The 17,422-nt window shown below is 67.1% G+C and carries 13 protein-coding genes; 3 read left to right on the top strand and 10 right to left on the bottom strand.

What is annotated here, in order from left to right; all coding sequences use genetic code 11:
* Positions 1–11: 11 nt before the first annotated feature.
* From DOS48_RS14600 to DOS48_RS14590, 3 genes are read right to left on the bottom strand one after another with little or no spacing between them, the layout of a single operon-like run.
* Entirely contained in the window at positions 12–1,151 is a 1,140-nt protein-coding gene (locus tag DOS48_RS14600) for an extracellular solute-binding protein (protein ID WP_127116456.1), read from the bottom strand.
* Between the two features lie 39 nt (positions 1,152–1,190).
* Positions 1,191–2,372: an alpha-1 4-glucan-protein synthase gene (locus DOS48_RS14595; RefSeq protein WP_127116455.1), complete on the bottom strand. Its 1,182-nt coding sequence runs from the start codon at positions 2,370–2,372 to the stop codon at positions 1,191–1,193.
* Positions 2,373–2,394: 22 nt separating this feature from the next.
* Entirely contained in the window at positions 2,395–3,519 is a 1,125-nt protein-coding gene (locus tag DOS48_RS14590) for a lysylphosphatidylglycerol synthase transmembrane domain-containing protein (RefSeq protein ID WP_127116454.1), read from the bottom strand.
* Positions 3,520–3,671: 152 nt separating this feature from the next.
* Between DOS48_RS14590 and DOS48_RS14585 the strand changes: the two genes are divergently transcribed.
* The gene (locus DOS48_RS14585; protein ID WP_127116453.1) at positions 3,672–3,956 is read left to right on the top strand and encodes a hypothetical protein; all 285 of its coding nucleotides are present in this window, start codon (positions 3,672–3,674) and stop codon (positions 3,954–3,956) included.
* Positions 3,957–4,042: 86 nt separating this feature from the next.
* A complete protein-coding gene (locus DOS48_RS14580; RefSeq protein WP_127116452.1) occupies positions 4,043–4,603 on the top strand; it encodes a rhomboid family intramembrane serine protease in 561 nt (186 codons plus the stop codon).
* A gap of 88 nt (positions 4,604–4,691) precedes the next feature.
* Here DOS48_RS14580 and rpsJ read toward each other — a convergent pair whose 3' ends face one another.
* From rpsJ to DOS48_RS14555, 5 genes are all read right to left on the bottom strand, one after another.
* Positions 4,692–5,000 (bottom strand): 30S ribosomal protein S10, encoded by a 309-nt coding sequence (gene rpsJ / locus DOS48_RS14575; protein ID WP_004048854.1) that lies wholly within the window; start codon positions 4,998–5,000, stop codon positions 4,692–4,694.
* Between the two features lie 3 nt (positions 5,001–5,003).
* Positions 5,004–6,269: a translation elongation factor EF-1 subunit alpha gene (gene tuf, locus DOS48_RS14570; protein WP_127116451.1), complete on the bottom strand. Its 1,266-nt coding sequence runs from the start codon at positions 6,267–6,269 to the stop codon at positions 5,004–5,006.
* 194 nt (positions 6,270–6,463) lie between these two features.
* The gene (locus DOS48_RS14565) at positions 6,464–7,450 is read right to left on the bottom strand and encodes a homoserine dehydrogenase (RefSeq protein WP_127116450.1); all 987 of its coding nucleotides are present in this window, start codon (positions 7,448–7,450) and stop codon (positions 6,464–6,466) included.
* Positions 7,447–8,043 carry an amino acid-binding protein gene (locus DOS48_RS14560; RefSeq protein WP_127116449.1) on the bottom strand — a complete coding sequence of 199 codons (597 nt, stop codon included), beginning with the start codon at positions 8,041–8,043 and terminating at the stop codon, positions 7,447–7,449. Before DOS48_RS14560 ends, DOS48_RS14565 begins: the two co-directional genes overlap by 4 nt.
* 283 nt (positions 8,044–8,326) lie before the next feature.
* Positions 8,327–10,516 carry an elongation factor EF-2 gene (locus DOS48_RS14555; RefSeq protein WP_127116448.1) on the bottom strand — a complete coding sequence of 730 codons (2,190 nt, stop codon included), beginning with the start codon at positions 10,514–10,516 and terminating at the stop codon, positions 8,327–8,329.
* Positions 10,517–10,748: 232 nt separating this feature from the next.
* Between DOS48_RS14555 and DOS48_RS14550 the strand changes: the two genes are divergently transcribed.
* Positions 10,749–11,393 (top strand): bifunctional 4-hydroxy-2-oxoglutarate aldolase/2-dehydro-3-deoxy-phosphogluconate aldolase, encoded by a 645-nt coding sequence (locus DOS48_RS14550; RefSeq protein WP_127116447.1) that lies wholly within the window; start codon positions 10,749–10,751, stop codon positions 11,391–11,393.
* Positions 11,394–11,869: 476 nt separating this feature from the next.
* Here the strand turns inward: DOS48_RS14550 and polC are convergent, their stop codons facing one another.
* Positions 11,870–16,981, bottom strand: coding sequence for a DNA polymerase II large subunit (gene polC, locus DOS48_RS14545; RefSeq protein WP_127116446.1), 5,112 nt, complete (start codon positions 16,979–16,981; stop codon positions 11,870–11,872).
* Positions 16,982–16,997: 16 nt separating this feature from the next.
* On the bottom strand, positions 16,998–17,417 hold the full coding sequence (locus tag DOS48_RS14540; protein WP_127116445.1) for a PPC domain-containing DNA-binding protein: 420 nt from the start codon (positions 17,415–17,417) through the stop codon (positions 16,998–17,000).
* Positions 17,418–17,422: the final 5 nt, after the last annotated feature.

Genomic DNA, 17,422 nt, shown 5'->3' with positions numbered 1-17,422 from the left:
TCAGCGAGAGCCTAGACCTCGGCGCCGGCGTCGCGCATGAGGTCGATGGTCGCTTCTAGATCCGACAGCTCGGTCAGATCGATGTCGGGGACGTCGAGCTCGTCGATGGTCGGCAGGTTGCCGACGGGTTCGACATCGGGGATGAGCGGGTACTCGAAGGTCGAGCGGGCGAAGTAGTCCTGCGCTTCGGCCGACAGCAGGTGCCGAACGAAGTTCTCCGCGAGCGTCGCGTCGCTGGCGGTGTCGACGACCGCGGCGCCGGCGACGTTGAACACCGCGCCGGCGTCGCCGCTCGTGAACGCGGTGTCGATCGACGCCTCGGGGTTGCCGTCGAGGACGCGCTGGATGTAGTAGTGGTTAGTGAAGGCGGCGTCTATCTCGCCGTCGGCGATCCCCTGACACGCGGCGAACTCGTTGTTGTAGGGCGTGATGCCGGACTCGACGACCGATTCGACCCACTCGCGAGTGGCCTCCTCGCCCTCGATGATCCGCATCGCGGTGACGAACGCCTGACAGGAGCCGTACGACGGCGCCCAGCCGAGGTCGCCGTCGAACTCGTCCGGGAACGCCATGATGTCGTCGGGAATCCCCGACTCGGAGAGCGAGTCGGTGTTGAACGGGACGGTGCGCGCGCGGCCGGAGGTCCCGATCCACTGCTCGGTGGTGAACTCCGAGCGAACCATGCCGGTGACGTCCTCGGAGAGCGACTGCGTGCGCCCCGCATCGGCCAAGGCGCCGAGCGAGCCGGCGTTGACCGAGTAGAACACGTCGGCTCTCGATCCCTCGCCCTCGTTGGTGATGGTGTTTACCAGGTCCGTGGCGCCGCCGTACCGGACGTTCAGTTCGAAGTCGTCGTACAGCTCCTCGATGTACGTGACGAGTTCGCCGACGAGGAACTCGCCGCGTCCGGAGTAGACCGTGAGTTCGCCCGAGAGGTCCGGCATCTCGCTCATCGACGTGCCGCCCGGCGCGTCGCGGCCCGCGCGTCCGGAGCCGATCTGCCCGATCGACGAGCCGCCGTCCGCGTCGTCGTCTTCGTCGTCGCTCTCCGTGCCCATACAGCCGGCGAGGCCGGCGACGCCGAGGCCGCCCGTGGCAGCCAGGAACCGTCGTCGGTCAACGCCGTCGCCGTCGGATGTGAGTCTCGTCATGTGTTTTAGGGTGACCTAAATACTCTTAGTGGTGTCGATTCAGTCGTCCGCGGCCGCCGGCGCTCGGCGGATCGCGTCGAGGCAGTCGAGCCAGTCGCGCATGTACTCGCCGCAGTGGTTGAGGAACGCGCCGTTGTTCCACTCGGAGAAGTCGCCGTCCGCGAGGGCGTCGGCCATCGCGTCGAAGACGGCCGCGTACGAGTCGGCGTCCGCGCCCGCCTCGTCAACGACTTCCCAGACGTGTTCGTTCAGCTCCAGCCCGGCGACCTCGTTCGCGAGGTCGTCGAACGTCGACCGCGCGGCCTTGTTGTGTTCACAGAGCGGGTCGCCGTTGTAGATGCGCTTGCCGAGCACGTCGCAGGCGCGCTTTAAGAAGAGGCCCGACCAGATATCGTCGAACCGCCCGACGTCCCACTCGTTGTCGTCCATCGGCAGCTGGTAGAACGCGGGGATCACCTCGCGGCGGAACGCGAGGTTCATCGAGCAGACCGTGAGGTAGTTGCCGCGGGCGGCGACGAAGTCCTCGCCGAAGTCGGCGGCGCTCGTGCGCGTCTGCGCCTGTCCCTCCAAGTCGCCGTCCATCAGGATGCGGACCGCGTCGAGGTCCGGGACGTTCGTCCACAGCCCCTGCGAGGCGACGACCTCGCCGGCCTCGACGTCGACCGCGTCGGTCTCGACCGTCTCGTCCATCGCCGAGTAGGGGTACCCACGGGGGTAGAGCCCGTGCTCGTCCGCGTCGTCGTAGAGGACGTTCACCCAGTCCTCGTCCGAGCGCACGCGCTCGATTTCGCCCTCGAACGCGAGGTTCTCCATGTGACGGCCGAAGTAGTCCACGTCGTCGTGGGGGAGCGTGTCGTCGTCGATGAAAACGCCGTAGTCGAAGGCGCTGTCGGCCCACATATAAAGGAGGCCGAAGCTCGTCTCGGCGTGGCTCGCGGCCGGAACGACGTGCCCGTACTCCGCGACGCCCTGGGACTCGTACCACTCCTCGCGGCGACTCCCGTCGAACACTTCGCCGGAGACGTCGAGGTCGTCGAGCATGGCTCGCATCTCCTCGACGTCACAGAAGTCCTCGGTGACGAGCACGAAGTGCAGTCGGGACACGTCGAACCCGTGAGTGCGGGCGTTGGCGACGTACTCACGGAGACACTCGTACTCGCGGATCGTGGGGACGATGACACAGATGTCCCCGCTCGCAGCGGTTGAACGGCTGTCTTCCATATCCCCTTGTTTTTAGGCTAGCCTAAAAGTCTGATGATCCGAGGTTCGACGACTCGCGCTCGCCGTCCGTCGTCGGCCCGGCGGTCGGCGACAGCCCGAGCGAGAGCGCCGCGACTCCGCCGCCGACGAGCGTCACCGCGTTTTTCAGCGCGTGGTCCAGTATCGCGGCCGCGAGCGCCGTCTCGACGGGCAGTCCGGTCGCGCCGACGACGAGGCCGGTGAACGCCGCCTCGTACAGCCCGATGCCCCCCTGCGAGAGCGGGAGCACCTTCGCGAGGTTGCCGACGCTGACGGCGAGGGTCCCGACGACGATCAGCGTCGCCGGCGGGACGCCCCCGCCAGCGCCGCCCGTGAGCGCCGCCAACACGAACACCGCCGTCAGCACGTCGAGCGCCCAGACGACGGCGCTCCAGCAGAACACCGCGCCGAGCAGCCGCGGCGCGGCGGCGACGACCCGAACCGAGGCGCCGAAGCGGACGGCGGCGTCAACGACCCGTTCGACCTTGGGACGCGAGACCCGAGCGCGGAGCGCGGGTCCGAACCGGCGGTCGCTCCGCGCGACGGCGACGACGACGACGGAGAACGCCGCGGCGACGGCGGCGATGCCGCCCGCGGCGGCGAGGGCGGTGGAGGGGGCGACCGACCCGACCGATTCGCCGCCGCCGGGCGACCGGCCCGTCAAGAGCAGGACGGCGAGCGCGGCCGCCCCGAGAGAGCCGATGGCCACGAGGTCGAACGCGCGCTCGACCGCGAGCGAGGCGACGCCGGTCGGGTACGGCACGTCTCGGCGCTCGTTGAGGAGGTACGCGCGGACGCCGTCGCCGGCCCGCGCGGGGATGGCAAGGTTCGCGGTCTGGCTCGCAAACACGGTTGCGGTGAGGAATCCGGTCCGGCAGCGCCGCCCCATCGCCGCGAGGATGTCGGCGTACCGTCGACCGCGGATCGGCCACGAGAGGAGGTAGACGGCGAGGCCCGCACCGAGGAGCGCGGGGTCGGCCGTGACCGCGGCCGTCGCGAGCGCGTCGGTGTCGAGGGTCCGGACCACGACGGCGACGCCCACCGCGAGGACGGCGACCGTGCCGACGAGGGTGAGTCGCTCCCGCGAGAGACTCCCGCGGAGCCGGTCTCGAACGCGGTCGTCGGTCATCGGATCGCGACCGTTCGACGGCGTTCAGCGGGTCGTTCGGCGTGCATACGTTAATTTAGGCTAACCTAAAACACTTAACGCTAACGGTCCGGGGCGTGTCGGGCGGGCGAACCGCCGGAACCCGTTTGTGCAGAGCGGTCGAACGGGAACACATGACGGTCTCAGACGCGTCGGCGGTCCGAATGTGGCTCGTCGAGCGAACGTACTCCGACGACGAACAGAACATGGTGATCCTCACGTACGCAACCGTGGACGGCGAGCGCTACTTCCGTAAAGAGCGGGCGCTCACGTCGTTCAGCGACGTGCGAGACACGACGGCCGGCCTCGATGCGGACCCGGAGAACGTCGGAGCGGTCACGGACGCGGCCGACCGCGAGCGCTACGCGACGGAAGCAGCGCGGATGGCCGAAACACACGACCCGGACGACGTCATCTGAATCGCCAGCGACGCCACGCACGGACTGACACAGCGAGCCGCCCAGAGAGACGTATCGTTTTACTCCTGCGGACCCAACGTGAGACGATGCGTGCGACCCTCGAAACGCTCGGAATCGCCCTCCTCCTCGCGTCGATACAGGCGGCGCTCGGCCTCGTCGGCCTCGCCGGCCTGTTTGCGCTGTCGACGCCGCTGTCCGTCGCGCCGTGGACCCTCGTCACCAGCGTGTACGCGCACGGGTCGATCGGCCACCTGCTCGCGAACGCGCTCGCGCTGCTCCTCGTCGGGCCGCTCGTCGAGCGTCGGACGACCCGCGGTCGGTTCCACGCGTTCGTCGTCGCCACTGGTGCGCTCGCCGGCGCGACGCAGGTGACGCTCGGCGGACTGCTCGGCCCGTCCGTCGCCGTCGTCGGACTGAGCGGGGCCATCTTCGCGCTCGGCGGCTACCTCCTCGCGGGCAACGTCGTGAGCGCGACCCTGTTCGACCGACTGCGGCTCTCCGCCAGAGCGCAGTTCGGGCTCTTCGGACTCGCCGCGGTCGGCCTCACGGCGATGACCGCTGCGCCCGGCGTCGCCCTGATCGCCCACGCCGTCGGCGCGTTTAGCGGCCTCGTGGCGGGGCGGGTCGGTCTCCTGGACGCTCGGTGAGCGGCAGACGGACGACGAGGGACGCGAACGGCGGCGCCGGCGCTAGCGGGTGTAAAGAAAACGAAGAGAGCGGAATACGCCCTAGCGCTTAGTCTTCGAGGACGATCTCGATGCTGACGTCGTTCGGCACTTGGACGCGCATCAGCTGGCGGAGCGCGCGTTCGTCGGCGTCGATGTCGATCAGACGCTTGTGGACGCGCATCTCCCAGTGCTCCCACGTCGCCGTCCCCTCACCGTCCGGGGACTTTCGCGACGGGATCTCGAGCGTCTTCGTCGGCAGCGGGATCGGGCCCGACAGGGCGACTCCCGTCGAGTCCGCGATCTCGCGGACGTCGTCGCAGATGTCGTCGAGGTCCTCGGGGCTCGTGCCGGCGAGGCGGACGCGTGCCTGCTGCATCGATTATCGCTCGTTGACTTCGAGCACCTTGCCGGCCGCGATGGTCTGACCCATGTCGCGGATGGCGAAGCTGCCGAGTTCCGGAATCTCGCCGGACGGCTCGATGCTGAGCGGCTTTTGCGGGCGCACGGTGACGACCGCGGCGTCGCCGGACTTGATGAAGTCCGGGTTCTCCTCGGCGACCTCACCGGACGAGGGGTCGATCTTCTGGTCGATCGACTCGATCGTACAGGCGACCTGCGCCGTGTGGGCGTGGAAGACCGGCGTGTATCCGGCCGTGATGACCGACGGGTGCTGCATGACGACGATCTGCGCCTGGAACGTCTCGGCGACGCTCGGCGGGTCGTCGGCGGGACCACAGACGTCGCCGCGACGGATGTCGTCCTTGCCGATGCCGCGGACGTTGAACCCGACGTTGTCACCGGGCTCGGCCTTGGGCACTTCCTCGTGGTGCATCTCGACCGTCTTCACTTCGCCGCCAACGTCGGACGGCTGGAAGGAGACGTTGTCGCCGGTGTTGAGGATCCCGGTCTCGACGCGTCCTACGGGGACGGTCCCGATACCGGAGATGGTGTACACGTCCTGGATGGGGAGACGGAGCGGCGCGTCCGTCGGCGGCTCGGCCTCCGGCAGGTCGTTAAGCGACTCCAGCAGAGTCGGGCCATCGTACCAGCCAGTGTTGTCGGACTCCTCGGAGATGTTGTCGCCTTCGAACGCCGAAATCGGCACGAAGGTCGTGTCGTCGGTCGCGAAGCGGACCTGGTTGAGCAGGTTGTTGACCTCCTCGCGGACGTCGTCGTACGCGGACTCCTTGTAGTCGACGAGGTCCATCTTGTTGACGCCGATGATGAGCTCGTTGATACCCAGCGTGCGGGCCAGGAACACGTGCTCTCGGGTCTGCGGCGCGACGCCGTCGTCTGCCGCGACGACGAGGACCGCGTTGTCGGCCTGCGAGGCGCCCGTGATCATGTTTTTCACGAAGTCACGGTGGCCCGGACAGTCGACGATGGTGAAGTAGTACTGGTCGGTGTCGAACTCCTGGTGGGCGATGTCGATCGTGACGCCACGCTCGCGCTCCTCGGCGAGGTTGTCCATCACGTAGGCGAACTCGAAGCCGCCTTTGCCCTTCTCTTCGGCTTCTTCGCGGTGCTGCTCGATTACGTGCTCGGGGACGCTCCCCGTCTCGAAGAGGAGGCGACCCACGAGCGTACTCTTGCCGTGGTCGACGTGGCCGATAATGGCCAGGTTCTGATGCGGTTTGTCACTCATGGGGTAATCACGCGCTAAGGCGCTCTGTGAGTAGGTTTCGGTAGAATCCACTAAAACGGTTTCGATACGGCCCACAGACGATCGCGACGCGGTCGGGCGATTCTAGACAACGCGAGCCACGCCAGCCCGGCACACGGACCCGGCCGGATCAAAACTGCGAGACCGGAGACCCGGAGGCGACGAACCCCGGCGACCTACTCCAGTCGGCCGACATCGCCGAGCACCGCGCTCGCCGTCTCCGGACCGCCCGCGCCCCGCCCGGAGATGTTGAGCCGACCGGCGTGACTGGTCTCGATCTGGACGATGTTCTGCGTCCCCGAGACCGCGAGCGTTCCGTTTTCGGGGACCAACCGGGGAGCGACCCTGACCGTTTCGTCGGTCGCTTCGCCGATCAGTCGGACGGTCTGGCCGTCTTCGGCCGCGAGGCGAAGCGCGGAGCCCGGCACGTCGCGGATGCCTTTCACGTCCGCGTCGTCGAGGGAGAACTCGCGCGCGTCGTCCGGCGCGTCGGCCGCGCCGAACGAGAGGACGTTGGCGAGGATCACGCATTTAAGTGCCGCGTCGGTCCCGTCGACGTCGAACGAGGGGTCGGCCTCCGCGACGCCGAGGTCCTGCGCCTCCGCGAGCACGTGGTCGTAGTCGAGCCCCTCCGCGGCCATCCGGGTGAGAATGAAGTTCGCGGTCCCGTTGAGCACGCCCCGGACCGCGGTGACGTGGCCGGGTTCGAGGTCCTCCACCGTCGACACCGCGGGGATGGCGCCGCCGACCGTCGCCTCAAACCGGATGTCGCCCGCGCTCTCGGCCACGAGCGCGCGGAGGTCGCCGAACCGCTCCGCGACGGGACCCTTGTTCGCGAGGACCGCGTGGCGGTCGCGCTCCAGCGCGGTTCGGACGTGCGAGAAGCCCGGCTCGGCGTCGTCCAGCGTCGTCGGGGTCGCCTCGACGAGGGCGTCGTAGTCGGCCGCCAACACGTCGTCGGGGTCGTCGTCGCCGACGATGCCGCGCTCGGCTTTGCGGGCCACCACGGCGTCGGTGTCGACGCCCGCCCCGCGGCCCTCGGTCCCGTCGGCGACGACCGCGCTCGACGAGTCCGCGACCGCGACGACCTCGTGGCCGTACTCGCTCGCTAACTCGACCACGGAACGACCGACCGCACCGGCGCCGACGACGGCGATCCTCATGCGTCCACCCCCGTGAGCGGCTCGACGAGCCGCAAGTCCTTTTCGTCGGCCAGTTCTCGGACCGCCGCGAGGGCCGTCTCCGTCTCGCCGGCCCGCGCCTCGAGTCGAAGCCGCGCGCTCGACGCCTCCTCGGTTCCCTGCGGTGCCGCCAGCGACACGTCGGCGACCGACGCCGACTCGCAGGCCTCGATGCGCGAGAGCGTGTTGGAGAGGTCGGTGTCGATGAGGTGACCGAAGAGCAGGAGCGTCACTTCCTCGGCGTACCGCTCCGTTCCGGCCTGCATCACGTTTACCCCCTCGCTTCGGAGCGCCTCGACGATGCCCTCGAAGCGCTCCGGGGTCGCCTCGAAGTCGACCTCGACCGGAATCCGACCGCGGGGCGTCTTGTTCCCGCGCTCGTGGTAAATCGAGAGGAGGTTCCCGCCGTTGTCCGCGATCGGGTGGAGCGCGGCGAGCAGCTGCCCCGGCTCGTCGACGAGTTCGAGTCGCACCGTGTGCGTCGAGGGCGTCGCCGAGGCGTGGCCGCCGTCTGGCGACGGGCCGCTCGCGTCGGCTGCGCTGCCCTCCGGCGCCCCGTCGCGTCGGTCGCTCACGCCGCCACCCCCGACCGGGCGCACCCGCGAGAGCGCGGCGCGTGCTGACACGGTCCTGTGCCCGACGTGGAGCGGTCGCTCGGTGGCTCCGTCGCGGTGCGCCGGGGTGGATTCGTGCCCGTTTGCATACCTCTACGGAGTCGGACGATCGGGTATAAGCCTTCGGCGATGGCAGGCGTTGCCTCGCCCTCCGGAGTGCCAACGCGGCGCACAGTCGCGTCGCTACCCCGACAGAAACAGAGAGAAACCGCAGGAAGACCGCAGACCGCGTCGTCGACTCAGATTAGATGTAGTCGATCGACTGCGGCAGTTCGAGCTTCATACCCTTGCGCTCGCGGATCTCCATGATCTTCTCGCGCTGGAGGTTGTCGACGAGCACGCGGAAGCCCGCGTTCTCCGTGTTCCACGAGGCGCGGCCCTCGGTGGCCGAGCGGATGTCGGAGGAGAAGCCGATCATCTCCTCGACGGGCGCGATGCCCTCGACGACCATCAGGTCGCCCTCTTGGTACATGTCGTCGACGCGGCCGCGACGACCCTGGATCTCACCGGACGCGGCGCCCATGTGCTCCGAGGGCACGTCGATCCGGACGTCCTGGATCGGTTCGAGCAGGCGGACCTCGCCGTCGATCAGCGAGCGGTGGACCGCGTCGCGAACGGCGGGGATAACCTGCGCGGGCCCGCGGTGGATGGTGTCCTCGTGGAGCTTCGCGTCGTGCAGGCGGAACAGCGACCCCTGGACCGGCTCGGCGGCGAGCGGCCCGTCGTCGAGCGCCTCCTGAAGCCCCTCCAAGACGAGCTCCATCGTCTCGTTGAGGTGCTGGATCCCCTTCGTGTCGTCGATGAGGATGTTCGTCCGGTGGATGTCCTCGACGTTCTGGGAGGTGTCTTTGTCCATGCCGGCGTCCTGTAGCGCCTCGCGGCGCTCCAGTTCGGGCATGTCCATCGAGACCTCGCCGAGCTGGATGGCGTCGACGATCTCCTGGTCCATCGGCTCGACGGTGATGTAGAACTTGTTGTGGCGGTTCGGCGACTGCCCCTCGACCTCGCGGGAGGTCTCCTGGGGCTGCTCGCGGAAGACGACGATCGGTTCGCCGGTGATGACCGGAATGCCCTGATTGTCGCGGATCCGCTGGGTGATCACTTCGAGGTGGAGCTCGCCCTGCCCGCTGATGAGGTGCTCGCCCGTGTCCTCGTTGATCTCGATCTGGATCGTCGGGTCCTCCTTGGCGACCTGCTGGAGCGTCTCGATGAGCTTCGGCAGGTCGTCCATGTTCTGGGCCTCGACGGACTTCGTGATGACCGGCTCGGAGATGTGCTCGATCGACTCGAACGGCGTCATCTCCACGGAGGAGACGGTGGAACCGGCGATCGCGTCACGCAGGCCGGTGACCGACGCGATGTTCCCGGCGGGGACGTGACCCACTTCCTCGCGCTCGGACCCCATGAAGAGGCCGACGCTCTGGATGCGGTTTTTGCCCGCCGTCCCGGAGACGTACAGCTCCTGGCCTTTCTCCAGCGTCCCGGAGAAGACGCGGCCCGTCGCGATTTCGCCCGCGTGCGGGTCCATCGAGATGTCGGTGACCATGAAGACGACATCGCCGTCTTCGTCGACCAGCTGCATCCCCTCGGCCAGCTCGGTGTCGGCGTCGCCGCGCCAGATGCGCGGGACACGGCGGGGCTGGGCGTCGACCGGGTTCGGGAAGTGCTCACAGACCATGTCGAGCACGACGTTCGAGAGCGGCGTCCGCTCGTGGAGCTCCTCTCGTTTGTCGTTCTGCTCCAGGTCCATGATGTCGCCGAAGTCCATGCCCGTCCGCTGCATCGACGGCATGGAGACGCCCCACTTGTACAGCGCGGAGCCGAACCCGACCGTGCCGTCCTCGACGGAGACGGTCCAGTCCTCGGGGATGTCCTCCATGTTCTCGGCCATCCCGCGGATGAGCTCGTTGACGTCGGCGATAACCGACATCAGCCGCTCTTGCATCTCCTGGGGCCCCTCCTGGAGCTCGGAGATGAGGCGGTCGACCTTGTTGATGAACAGCGCCGGCTTCACGCCCTCGCGGAGCGCCTGCCGGAGCACCGTCTCGGTCTGGGGCATGGCGCCCTCGACGGCGTCGACGACGACCAGCGCGCCGTCGACCGCGCGCATCGCGCGGGTGACGTCGCCACCGAAGTCGACGTGGCCCGGCGTGTCGATGAGGTTGATGAGGTGGTTGGTGTCCTCGTACTCGTGGGTCATCGAAACGTTCGCCGCGTCGATGGTGATGCCGCGCTCCTGTTCGTCCTCCTTCGTGTCCATCGCGAGCTGCTCGCCCGCGGTGTCCTGGGAGATCATGCCGGCGCCAGCCAGCAGGTTGTCGGACAGGGTCGTCTTCCCGTGGTCGACGTGGGCAGCGATGGCGATGTTCCGGATGTTCTCCGGGGCGTCCATCAGCCGCTCGCACTCTTGAACGATCTTCTTGCGTCGGCCCATTATACCGTTCGTTACCGACAGCAGGGTCAAAAGGGTAGTGTTTCGTCTCGGCCGTTTCGACGGGGATCACCCCGGATCGCCGCCGATTTCGTGTCGGTGAGTCTCACGATCTCCGTGCGTATCGGCCACGCGATTCCCGTCCCGGTCGGCCACGCGATCCGTGGTCGCCCGGTGTCGTAACCGACCGGACCCATCCGCGGTCATTTAAGTAGCCGCTCCGAGACGGAGGCGTATGAGCGAAACGCTCTCACGGCTCGTCGACAGCGGCGTCGTCGCGGTGTTGCGCGGAGTCGAGGCCGACCAACTGATCGAGATCACGGAGGCGTTACGCGAGGGCGGCGTGACCGCCGTCGAGATCACCGCCGACACCCCCAACGTCGCCGAAAAGCTCGGCGAGGTCGCCGGGTCGTTCGACGACGAGGTCGTCGTCGGCACGGGGACGGTCCTCGACAGCGAGACTGCCCGGACCACGTTGATGGCCGGCGCGGAGTTCGTCGTCTCGCCGAGCCTCCACGAGGACGTCATCGAGACGTGTAACCGCTACGGCGCGGTCAGCGCGCCCGGCGTGATGACCCCGACCGAGGCCATCCGCGGCTACGAGGCCGGCGCCGACTTCGTGAAGGTGTTCCCCGCGAAGACCGTCGGGCCGGACCACCTCGGCGCGATGAAGGGCCCGCTCGGCCAGATCCCGATGATGCCGACCGGCGGCGTCGGCCCCGGCAACGCCGCCGACTACATCGAGGCTGGTGCGTTCGCTGTCGGCGCCGGCGGCGCCCTCGTCGACTACGACGCGGCCGCGCGCGGAGATTACGAGGAGATAACCGAGACCGCCCGGACGATGACGCAGGTCGTCGAGGACGCGCGCGGCGGCGACTGAGGCGAGGCGACAGCGACGATCTACTTATAAATAAGGCAACAGCAGCGGCGGCGCGCGCCTCCGAGTGGCCGACAGGCCACGAGGAGCGCCGTGCGAGGGAGTCGGCCGACCGGAGGGAGGCCGACGAGGCTGGGGAGGTGTGAGGCGCGGTTGCGGTGTGGGGTGGGACCCAAAGGGGAAGCCGCGAGGGCGAAGCACGCCGCAGTAAGCACCGCAGCGAGTGAGCGAAGCGAACGAGCGAGGCGCGCAACAAGGAGCGCGAGCCGTCGCGGCTTGGGCTTTGGAGGCATTCACCGGCGGTCCGTCGCGGCTTGCTTTGGAGGCATTCGCCGGCGATCCGTCGCCAACCGTTTATTAACGAGCGACTGGGGCTTTGGAGATGGTCGCCGTCGTTCTATGATCAACTATTTATCAGCGACCAGCGACACCAGCCACCGTTTACAACACTTCAACAGCCGCATTCCAGTCTCGATCTGCTACATAAAGTCCGCGATGCCCGACTGTTTGTTGGTGTCGTCTTCGAATATCGACTCTAACGACTGGTCTAACACCTTCAGCCGCTGTTTCGTGTAGGGCCGGCAGTCGAATCGGTCGGCCACCTCGATGGCGGTGTCGACGTACTTGCTCACCGACCCCTCGTGAACGGTCAGGTTCACGCGGCCGCCGCACTCGCGGCAGTCGCCGGTCAGGGGCATCCGCCGATACTTCTCGCCGCAGTCGAGACACCGCGTTTCCTGACGCGAGAACGCGCGGAGGTTCCCGATGATGTCCGGCAGGAAGTGGTACTCGATCACGCGCTCGGCCACGTCCGTCTCGTCGACCGCGCGCAGTTTCCGGGCCAGCTCCAGCTGGGCGTCCATCTTCTCCATCATGTCGCCGAGCGTCTTGTACGCCGAGAGGTCCGGCCCCATCGCGATGTCGGTCGTGTCGTGAGTGTGGCCGAACCCGTGATACTCCGCGTCGGTTCCGAGGGTGTCCTCGCCGATCTGGATCAGGTCCTCGACGGACTCCGGGTCGGCCATCTCCAGGGTCGCGTCGTAGAACTCGCGGGGGTACTCCCGCGCGATGTCGACGTTGTGCGCCTCGTCGTCGATTTCGGACGGATCGATCCGCGATGACATGACGAGCGGCGCGTCCATACGACCGCCGCGCTGGTCCGGCAGGAATGTTTTCGAGAAGTTGAGAAGTCCGTCCATGAGGAGCATGACGCAATCCTCGTCACCGTCACACTGATCGGCTGATAAATCGTTCGCGACGAGAGAGTGCGTGTCCTCGACAGTGAGGCAGTACACGTAGTTGACGTCACTCTCAACGATCTCGATCTCGTCAACAGCTTCGACGAGATACTGACCAGATCCTCCGTCAGACACTCGCGACACGTACGGGTCAACTGACGAGACGTTGTCCGCGAGCAGATCTGCTTTGCGAGAGAGGTGAAAACCGACGGATTCGGCGAATCGAACTGCTTCCTGCGAAGAGACGACGATAACGTACGTCTGTGCGTTCAGCCGCATATCACTCTCATCGTAGAACTCGGGGAACTTCTTATAGAGCCTAACCCGTTCTGGGCGATCGACCGTGGCGTGAATGCCGAGGCGTCGGAGTAAAGCGAGGGTGTCCTCTCGGAGCTCCTCGCTCACTGTCGTGGCCGTGATTCGGAGCGATTTCTTGTCAACACCGCCGTCACCACTGAAGTATCCGCTTAGGTATGCCCCGACAATGTCTTCCGATGCGTCAAATATCGAGTCGGGGACGCGCTTCGTCTCTGCGTACACGCCCGCATCGAGTACCGAATCGAAGAAGGCACGCAGGAGACGACCGGATACAGTGACCTTCGCGTGATTCTCCTCGTACGGGTCGACGCCGAACTCGTCGCGCAGAACGTTGAGGAAGAACTCTCTCGCTTCCGTTTCGGTTCCACAGATGGTCGTCTGGTGGATCGCCCCCTTCGGCGTTTCCTGTTCGCGAGCGAATCCCTCGGCCGCGTAGTAACCGAGTAGTGTCGCGACCCGGTCATTAAGATGGACGATCCGGTCGATCTCGGTTCGATCGCGTTTCATACCGAGCGTCACGTCATCGGGGACAAACGCGAGAAGTTCATCGGTCGAGGAGAAGCACTGCTGTAGGTACGACGCGGGGAAACTCTCCCGGTATAAGTAGTTACTCAGTGTCTTCTTGTTCGTGTCGAACACCCCGGTCATGCTCTGGAGCGGGTAGAACCGTCCGTCCCAGTCGTCCGCGAAGGTGTCCTCGAAGAGATCGTACAGCCGATCTTTGTCTAGTCCCTTTATCATGAGGCGGTCAGTCGGGACCGCTTCGGATCGGATAAATTCGGCGAGCAGATCGAACTGCCGTTGGCTCCGATCGGTGTCACCGCTCCCGATCGAATCGGGAACAACCAGTTTGTCGGTCGTGTCGAGGTCCCGTGCGTCCCTGCTGACGATTGTGTCCAGTTCGTCGTCGTATACGTGGATGCCGTGATCCGGAGTGACCGTTATCGAGCGCCCAGATACCGTACGGACCTGTACCATGTGATCCGGGGCTTCGTGTTTGCTGACCGCCTCGACCGGACGAGAGACGCGCTCTCCGTCGGTAGTTAGCGCGGGCACGGACAGTCCCCCGTCGACTTCTTCCAACTCGCCGATTGCTGTCCCGAAGTCGTCGAACTCGACATTGGACTGATCGAGGTACGTTTCGACGAAGTCGTCGATCTCGTCGTATCGCAGAGTGCCGGTCTCGTCCTCGTACCAGATCTTCGTCTCCGGGTGGAAGCAGTTGCGACGCTTTGCGGCGTGAAAGTACGGATGCGCGTATCCGACGGCAGCCGACGTGAATCCGACCACTCTTCCGACAGTTGCGGCGCTCGTGTGCGGCGCCATCCCGAAGACGAGCTCGCCGACGAGGTCGTCGCGCTCGTTGACCTCGTAAAAGCGGGGGAGGTCGTAGAACTGCTCTAAGAGGTCGTCGACGAAGTCCGCGGTCTTCAGCATGTGTTCCGCGGCGCCGTCGGAGAGAACGATGTCTTGGACCCGAAGCTCCACCAGTTGGTCGTCGTGGCGCAGCGGCTCGCCGTCGATGTCGGTCTCGTAGCCGATCTCGCGGAGGTGGTCGGCGGTGATGTCGAGTTCCTCCGGACGGACCGACGTGACGGGGAGGTCGGTCATGTCGTAGCGCACCGTTCCGTCCTTGAACGACGTGACGCCGTTTTTCGCGCGCAACACGCCCTTCTCGATCGGCTCGGGAGTCTTGTTCCGCGAGGTGAGCCCCTGAACGCCTTTTAAGATCTTGAACGCAGACTCCCGCTCGCCGACGTTCGCCAGCGCGGAGCGGTACGCGTCGTTGAGGTCGACTTCCTGGTAGGTCGCCGCGGTCACCTCCCACTCACAGCGCGGACACTCGACGCGCCCGGCCTCGTCGGGCTGACAGACCGTGCCGCAGTCCCCGCACTCGTAGTGGAGGTCGGTGTGGACCGCACAGTCCGGACACCGCGCTCGGTACGTGTGCTCGTTACACTCGGGGCACACCCGTTCGGAGACCTCCACGTCGAGCCGCCCGCGATGCCCCGAGTCGTCCATCACGCTCGCGGCTTCCGCCACGTCGCGCTGCGGGCCGCCCGCCTCGTTGATCGGGAACAGCGTGTGGACCGCCGGGGAGAGGTCGCGGCTCTCCGATTTCTCCGGGCGCCCCATCCGGTTACCGATCCGCGTCGGAGCGCGTTCACGTACCACGAAGGGTGCGACTTCGTTGACCGCCTTCACTGCGTTCTCGCCGTCGTCCCACTCGCGGGCCGCCGCGGAGAGTTCGTCCGCCTCCCACGTCTTTCTGAGGCCGTCGTCGACGCCGAGCGACCGCGCGAGCGGCCGCCACGTCGGGACCCGGAGCGCGTCCGGCGTCGAGACGTGTTCGACCAGCAGCGACTCCAACGCGGTCTGCGTCGTCTCGGTGCGCTCGACGGCGAGGGTCCCGTCGACCACGTCGCCGGCGGCGACGGCCTCCGCGAGCGCCTCGAACGCGTCGACCGACACGTCGTGCCAGAGGTAGGTGTAGTCGGGGTGGAGCGGGCAGTCGTACTCGTCCGCCCACGAGAGCGCCTCGTCGACGGTGGGGGATTCGAGGTCGATTCGGGGATCGTCGGTCATTGCCTGCACGTCGGCGCCGGCCGCCTCGAACTCCTGGACCCACCACTCGAAGACGTACGACGCGGGCGCGAGCGGGTGGTTGTTCTCGACGAACTCGCCGTAGTTGACGAGGTACTCGCCGAGATCGAGCACCTTCTCGACGCCGTTCTGAATCTCCTTTGCCTCCTCCGGGTCGTCGATCCGGCGGACCTCGCCGTTGGCGAGGCGGACGGTCGGCCCCTCGATGGAGTCGACCGGGACGACGCCGTGAGCCTTCCCCGGACGCTCCGTCTTGATCTGGGTGCCGGCCGCGAGGAAGTCGTCGACGATGTGCATCGTCGCCGGGTGGACCCCGCCGGTCGCGAAGCCGTGATTCCGCGCGCGACCGTATCGAAGCCGGAATCCGCCCGCCTCGCTCGGATGCGTGAAGACGGGACGACCGGCGATCAGGTCCCGGAGGAACTTCTGAGAGGGCTTCGCGCGGAGCGGGCCGTCCGGCTCGCCCGGCGAGTCGGCGGCGGGCTCGGCCGGCGCGTCCTCGCCATCGCTGGCGTCGTCGCCGTCGTCTTCGTCGCCGTGATCATCCTCCGCTTCGTCGGCGTCACCGTCGCTCGCGCCACCGCCGTCCGTTCCGATCGTCCCGTCGATCAGGTCCTGGAGCCACGGCCAGTCGACCTCGTCGAGGTCGCGGGTGTACCGCTGGATCTTCGGGGCCTTCAGCGCGATACCCTCGGCGGCGACGAGACACATCCCCCCGCGGGCGGAGTTGGTGTCGACGCGCTCCAGATCGCGGAACCCGGAGACCTCCTCGTCGCCCGTCGCCTCCCCGTCGAGCATGACGGGCATGTGCTTGGCGATGAACTTCGACTCCTTGTCCTTGGGCGTGTACTGGAGCCCCGTCTCCTTGTCGTAGAGCGCGATCTCCTCGGCGTAGCGCTCGACCTCCACGTCTCGGGGCTTGTACTCGTCGATGCCCAGAAGCGACCGGGCGTAGTCGGCGACGAGCACGGAGAGCGCCTGCGCGGTCCCACCCGCCGACCGAATCGGGCCGGCGTAGTAGACGTTGACGAACTCGGTCCCGTCGTCGTTCTCCAGCAGTTCGACGCGGTCGATCCCCTCGATCGGTGCGGCGACGACGCCCTCCGTCAGCAGCGCGACCGCGGTCCGGACCGCGCCCTCGACCTTCCCGGCGCGGGAGTCGTAGTCGCCGACGGTCCCCTCGACGAAGTCGGTGACGAGCGCGAGGGCGGCTTCCTCACGCGACATCTCGCCTTCCAGTTCGCGGACGCGCTCTGCGACCCCGTCGATACCGAGAATGTTCTCGACGCGGTCCGCCATGTCGCGGGCGATCGGGATCTCGATTTCGGGTTTCGGGTCGTGGCCCTGCTCTTTGGCGGCTTCGGCCACGTCCCACGCCTCGTCGAGGCGGTCTTCGATCCGAGCGAAGTAGCGCTCGTCGTCCGGCCTCATCGCCGCGCGCTCCGCCTCAGAGCCATAAGTCGAGGTCGGTGGCCTCGTCGTGAGAGCGTTCGAGCGGCTCGGCGAACGCCCGGAGGTGACACTCGCCGGCCCAGACGGTCGCCGAGTCGAGGTGGCCCGCGAGCGCCTGTCCGCTCGGCCGCGACAACACGACGTGCGTGTGCGCGAAGACGTCGCCGTCGAGCAGCGAGACGTTCCCCACGCAGGCCGCGACCTCCAGCGGCTCGTCGAACGTCACGGAGCGGTACTCGGTGTCCTCCTGGTCGTAGAACCACACCTCTGCGTCCTGTACGGCGCCGAGCGCCGTGAACCAGCCCGCATCTACGTCCTCCGCGCGAGCGAGGTCCTCTATCTCGCCGCGCCAGTCGGCCCCCGTCTCGAACCGCGCGACGTACTCGGCCGTCGGCTCGACTTCCCGATGGTGCATAGGAA

It is taken from the genome of Halorubrum sp. PV6 (genome assembly GCF_003990725.2).
Taxonomy (GTDB): domain Archaea; phylum Halobacteriota; class Halobacteria; order Halobacteriales; family Haloferacaceae; genus Halorubrum.
Note: the sequence above shows the minus strand (reverse complement) of the source record. Positions and strands in the feature narration are given on the sequence as shown.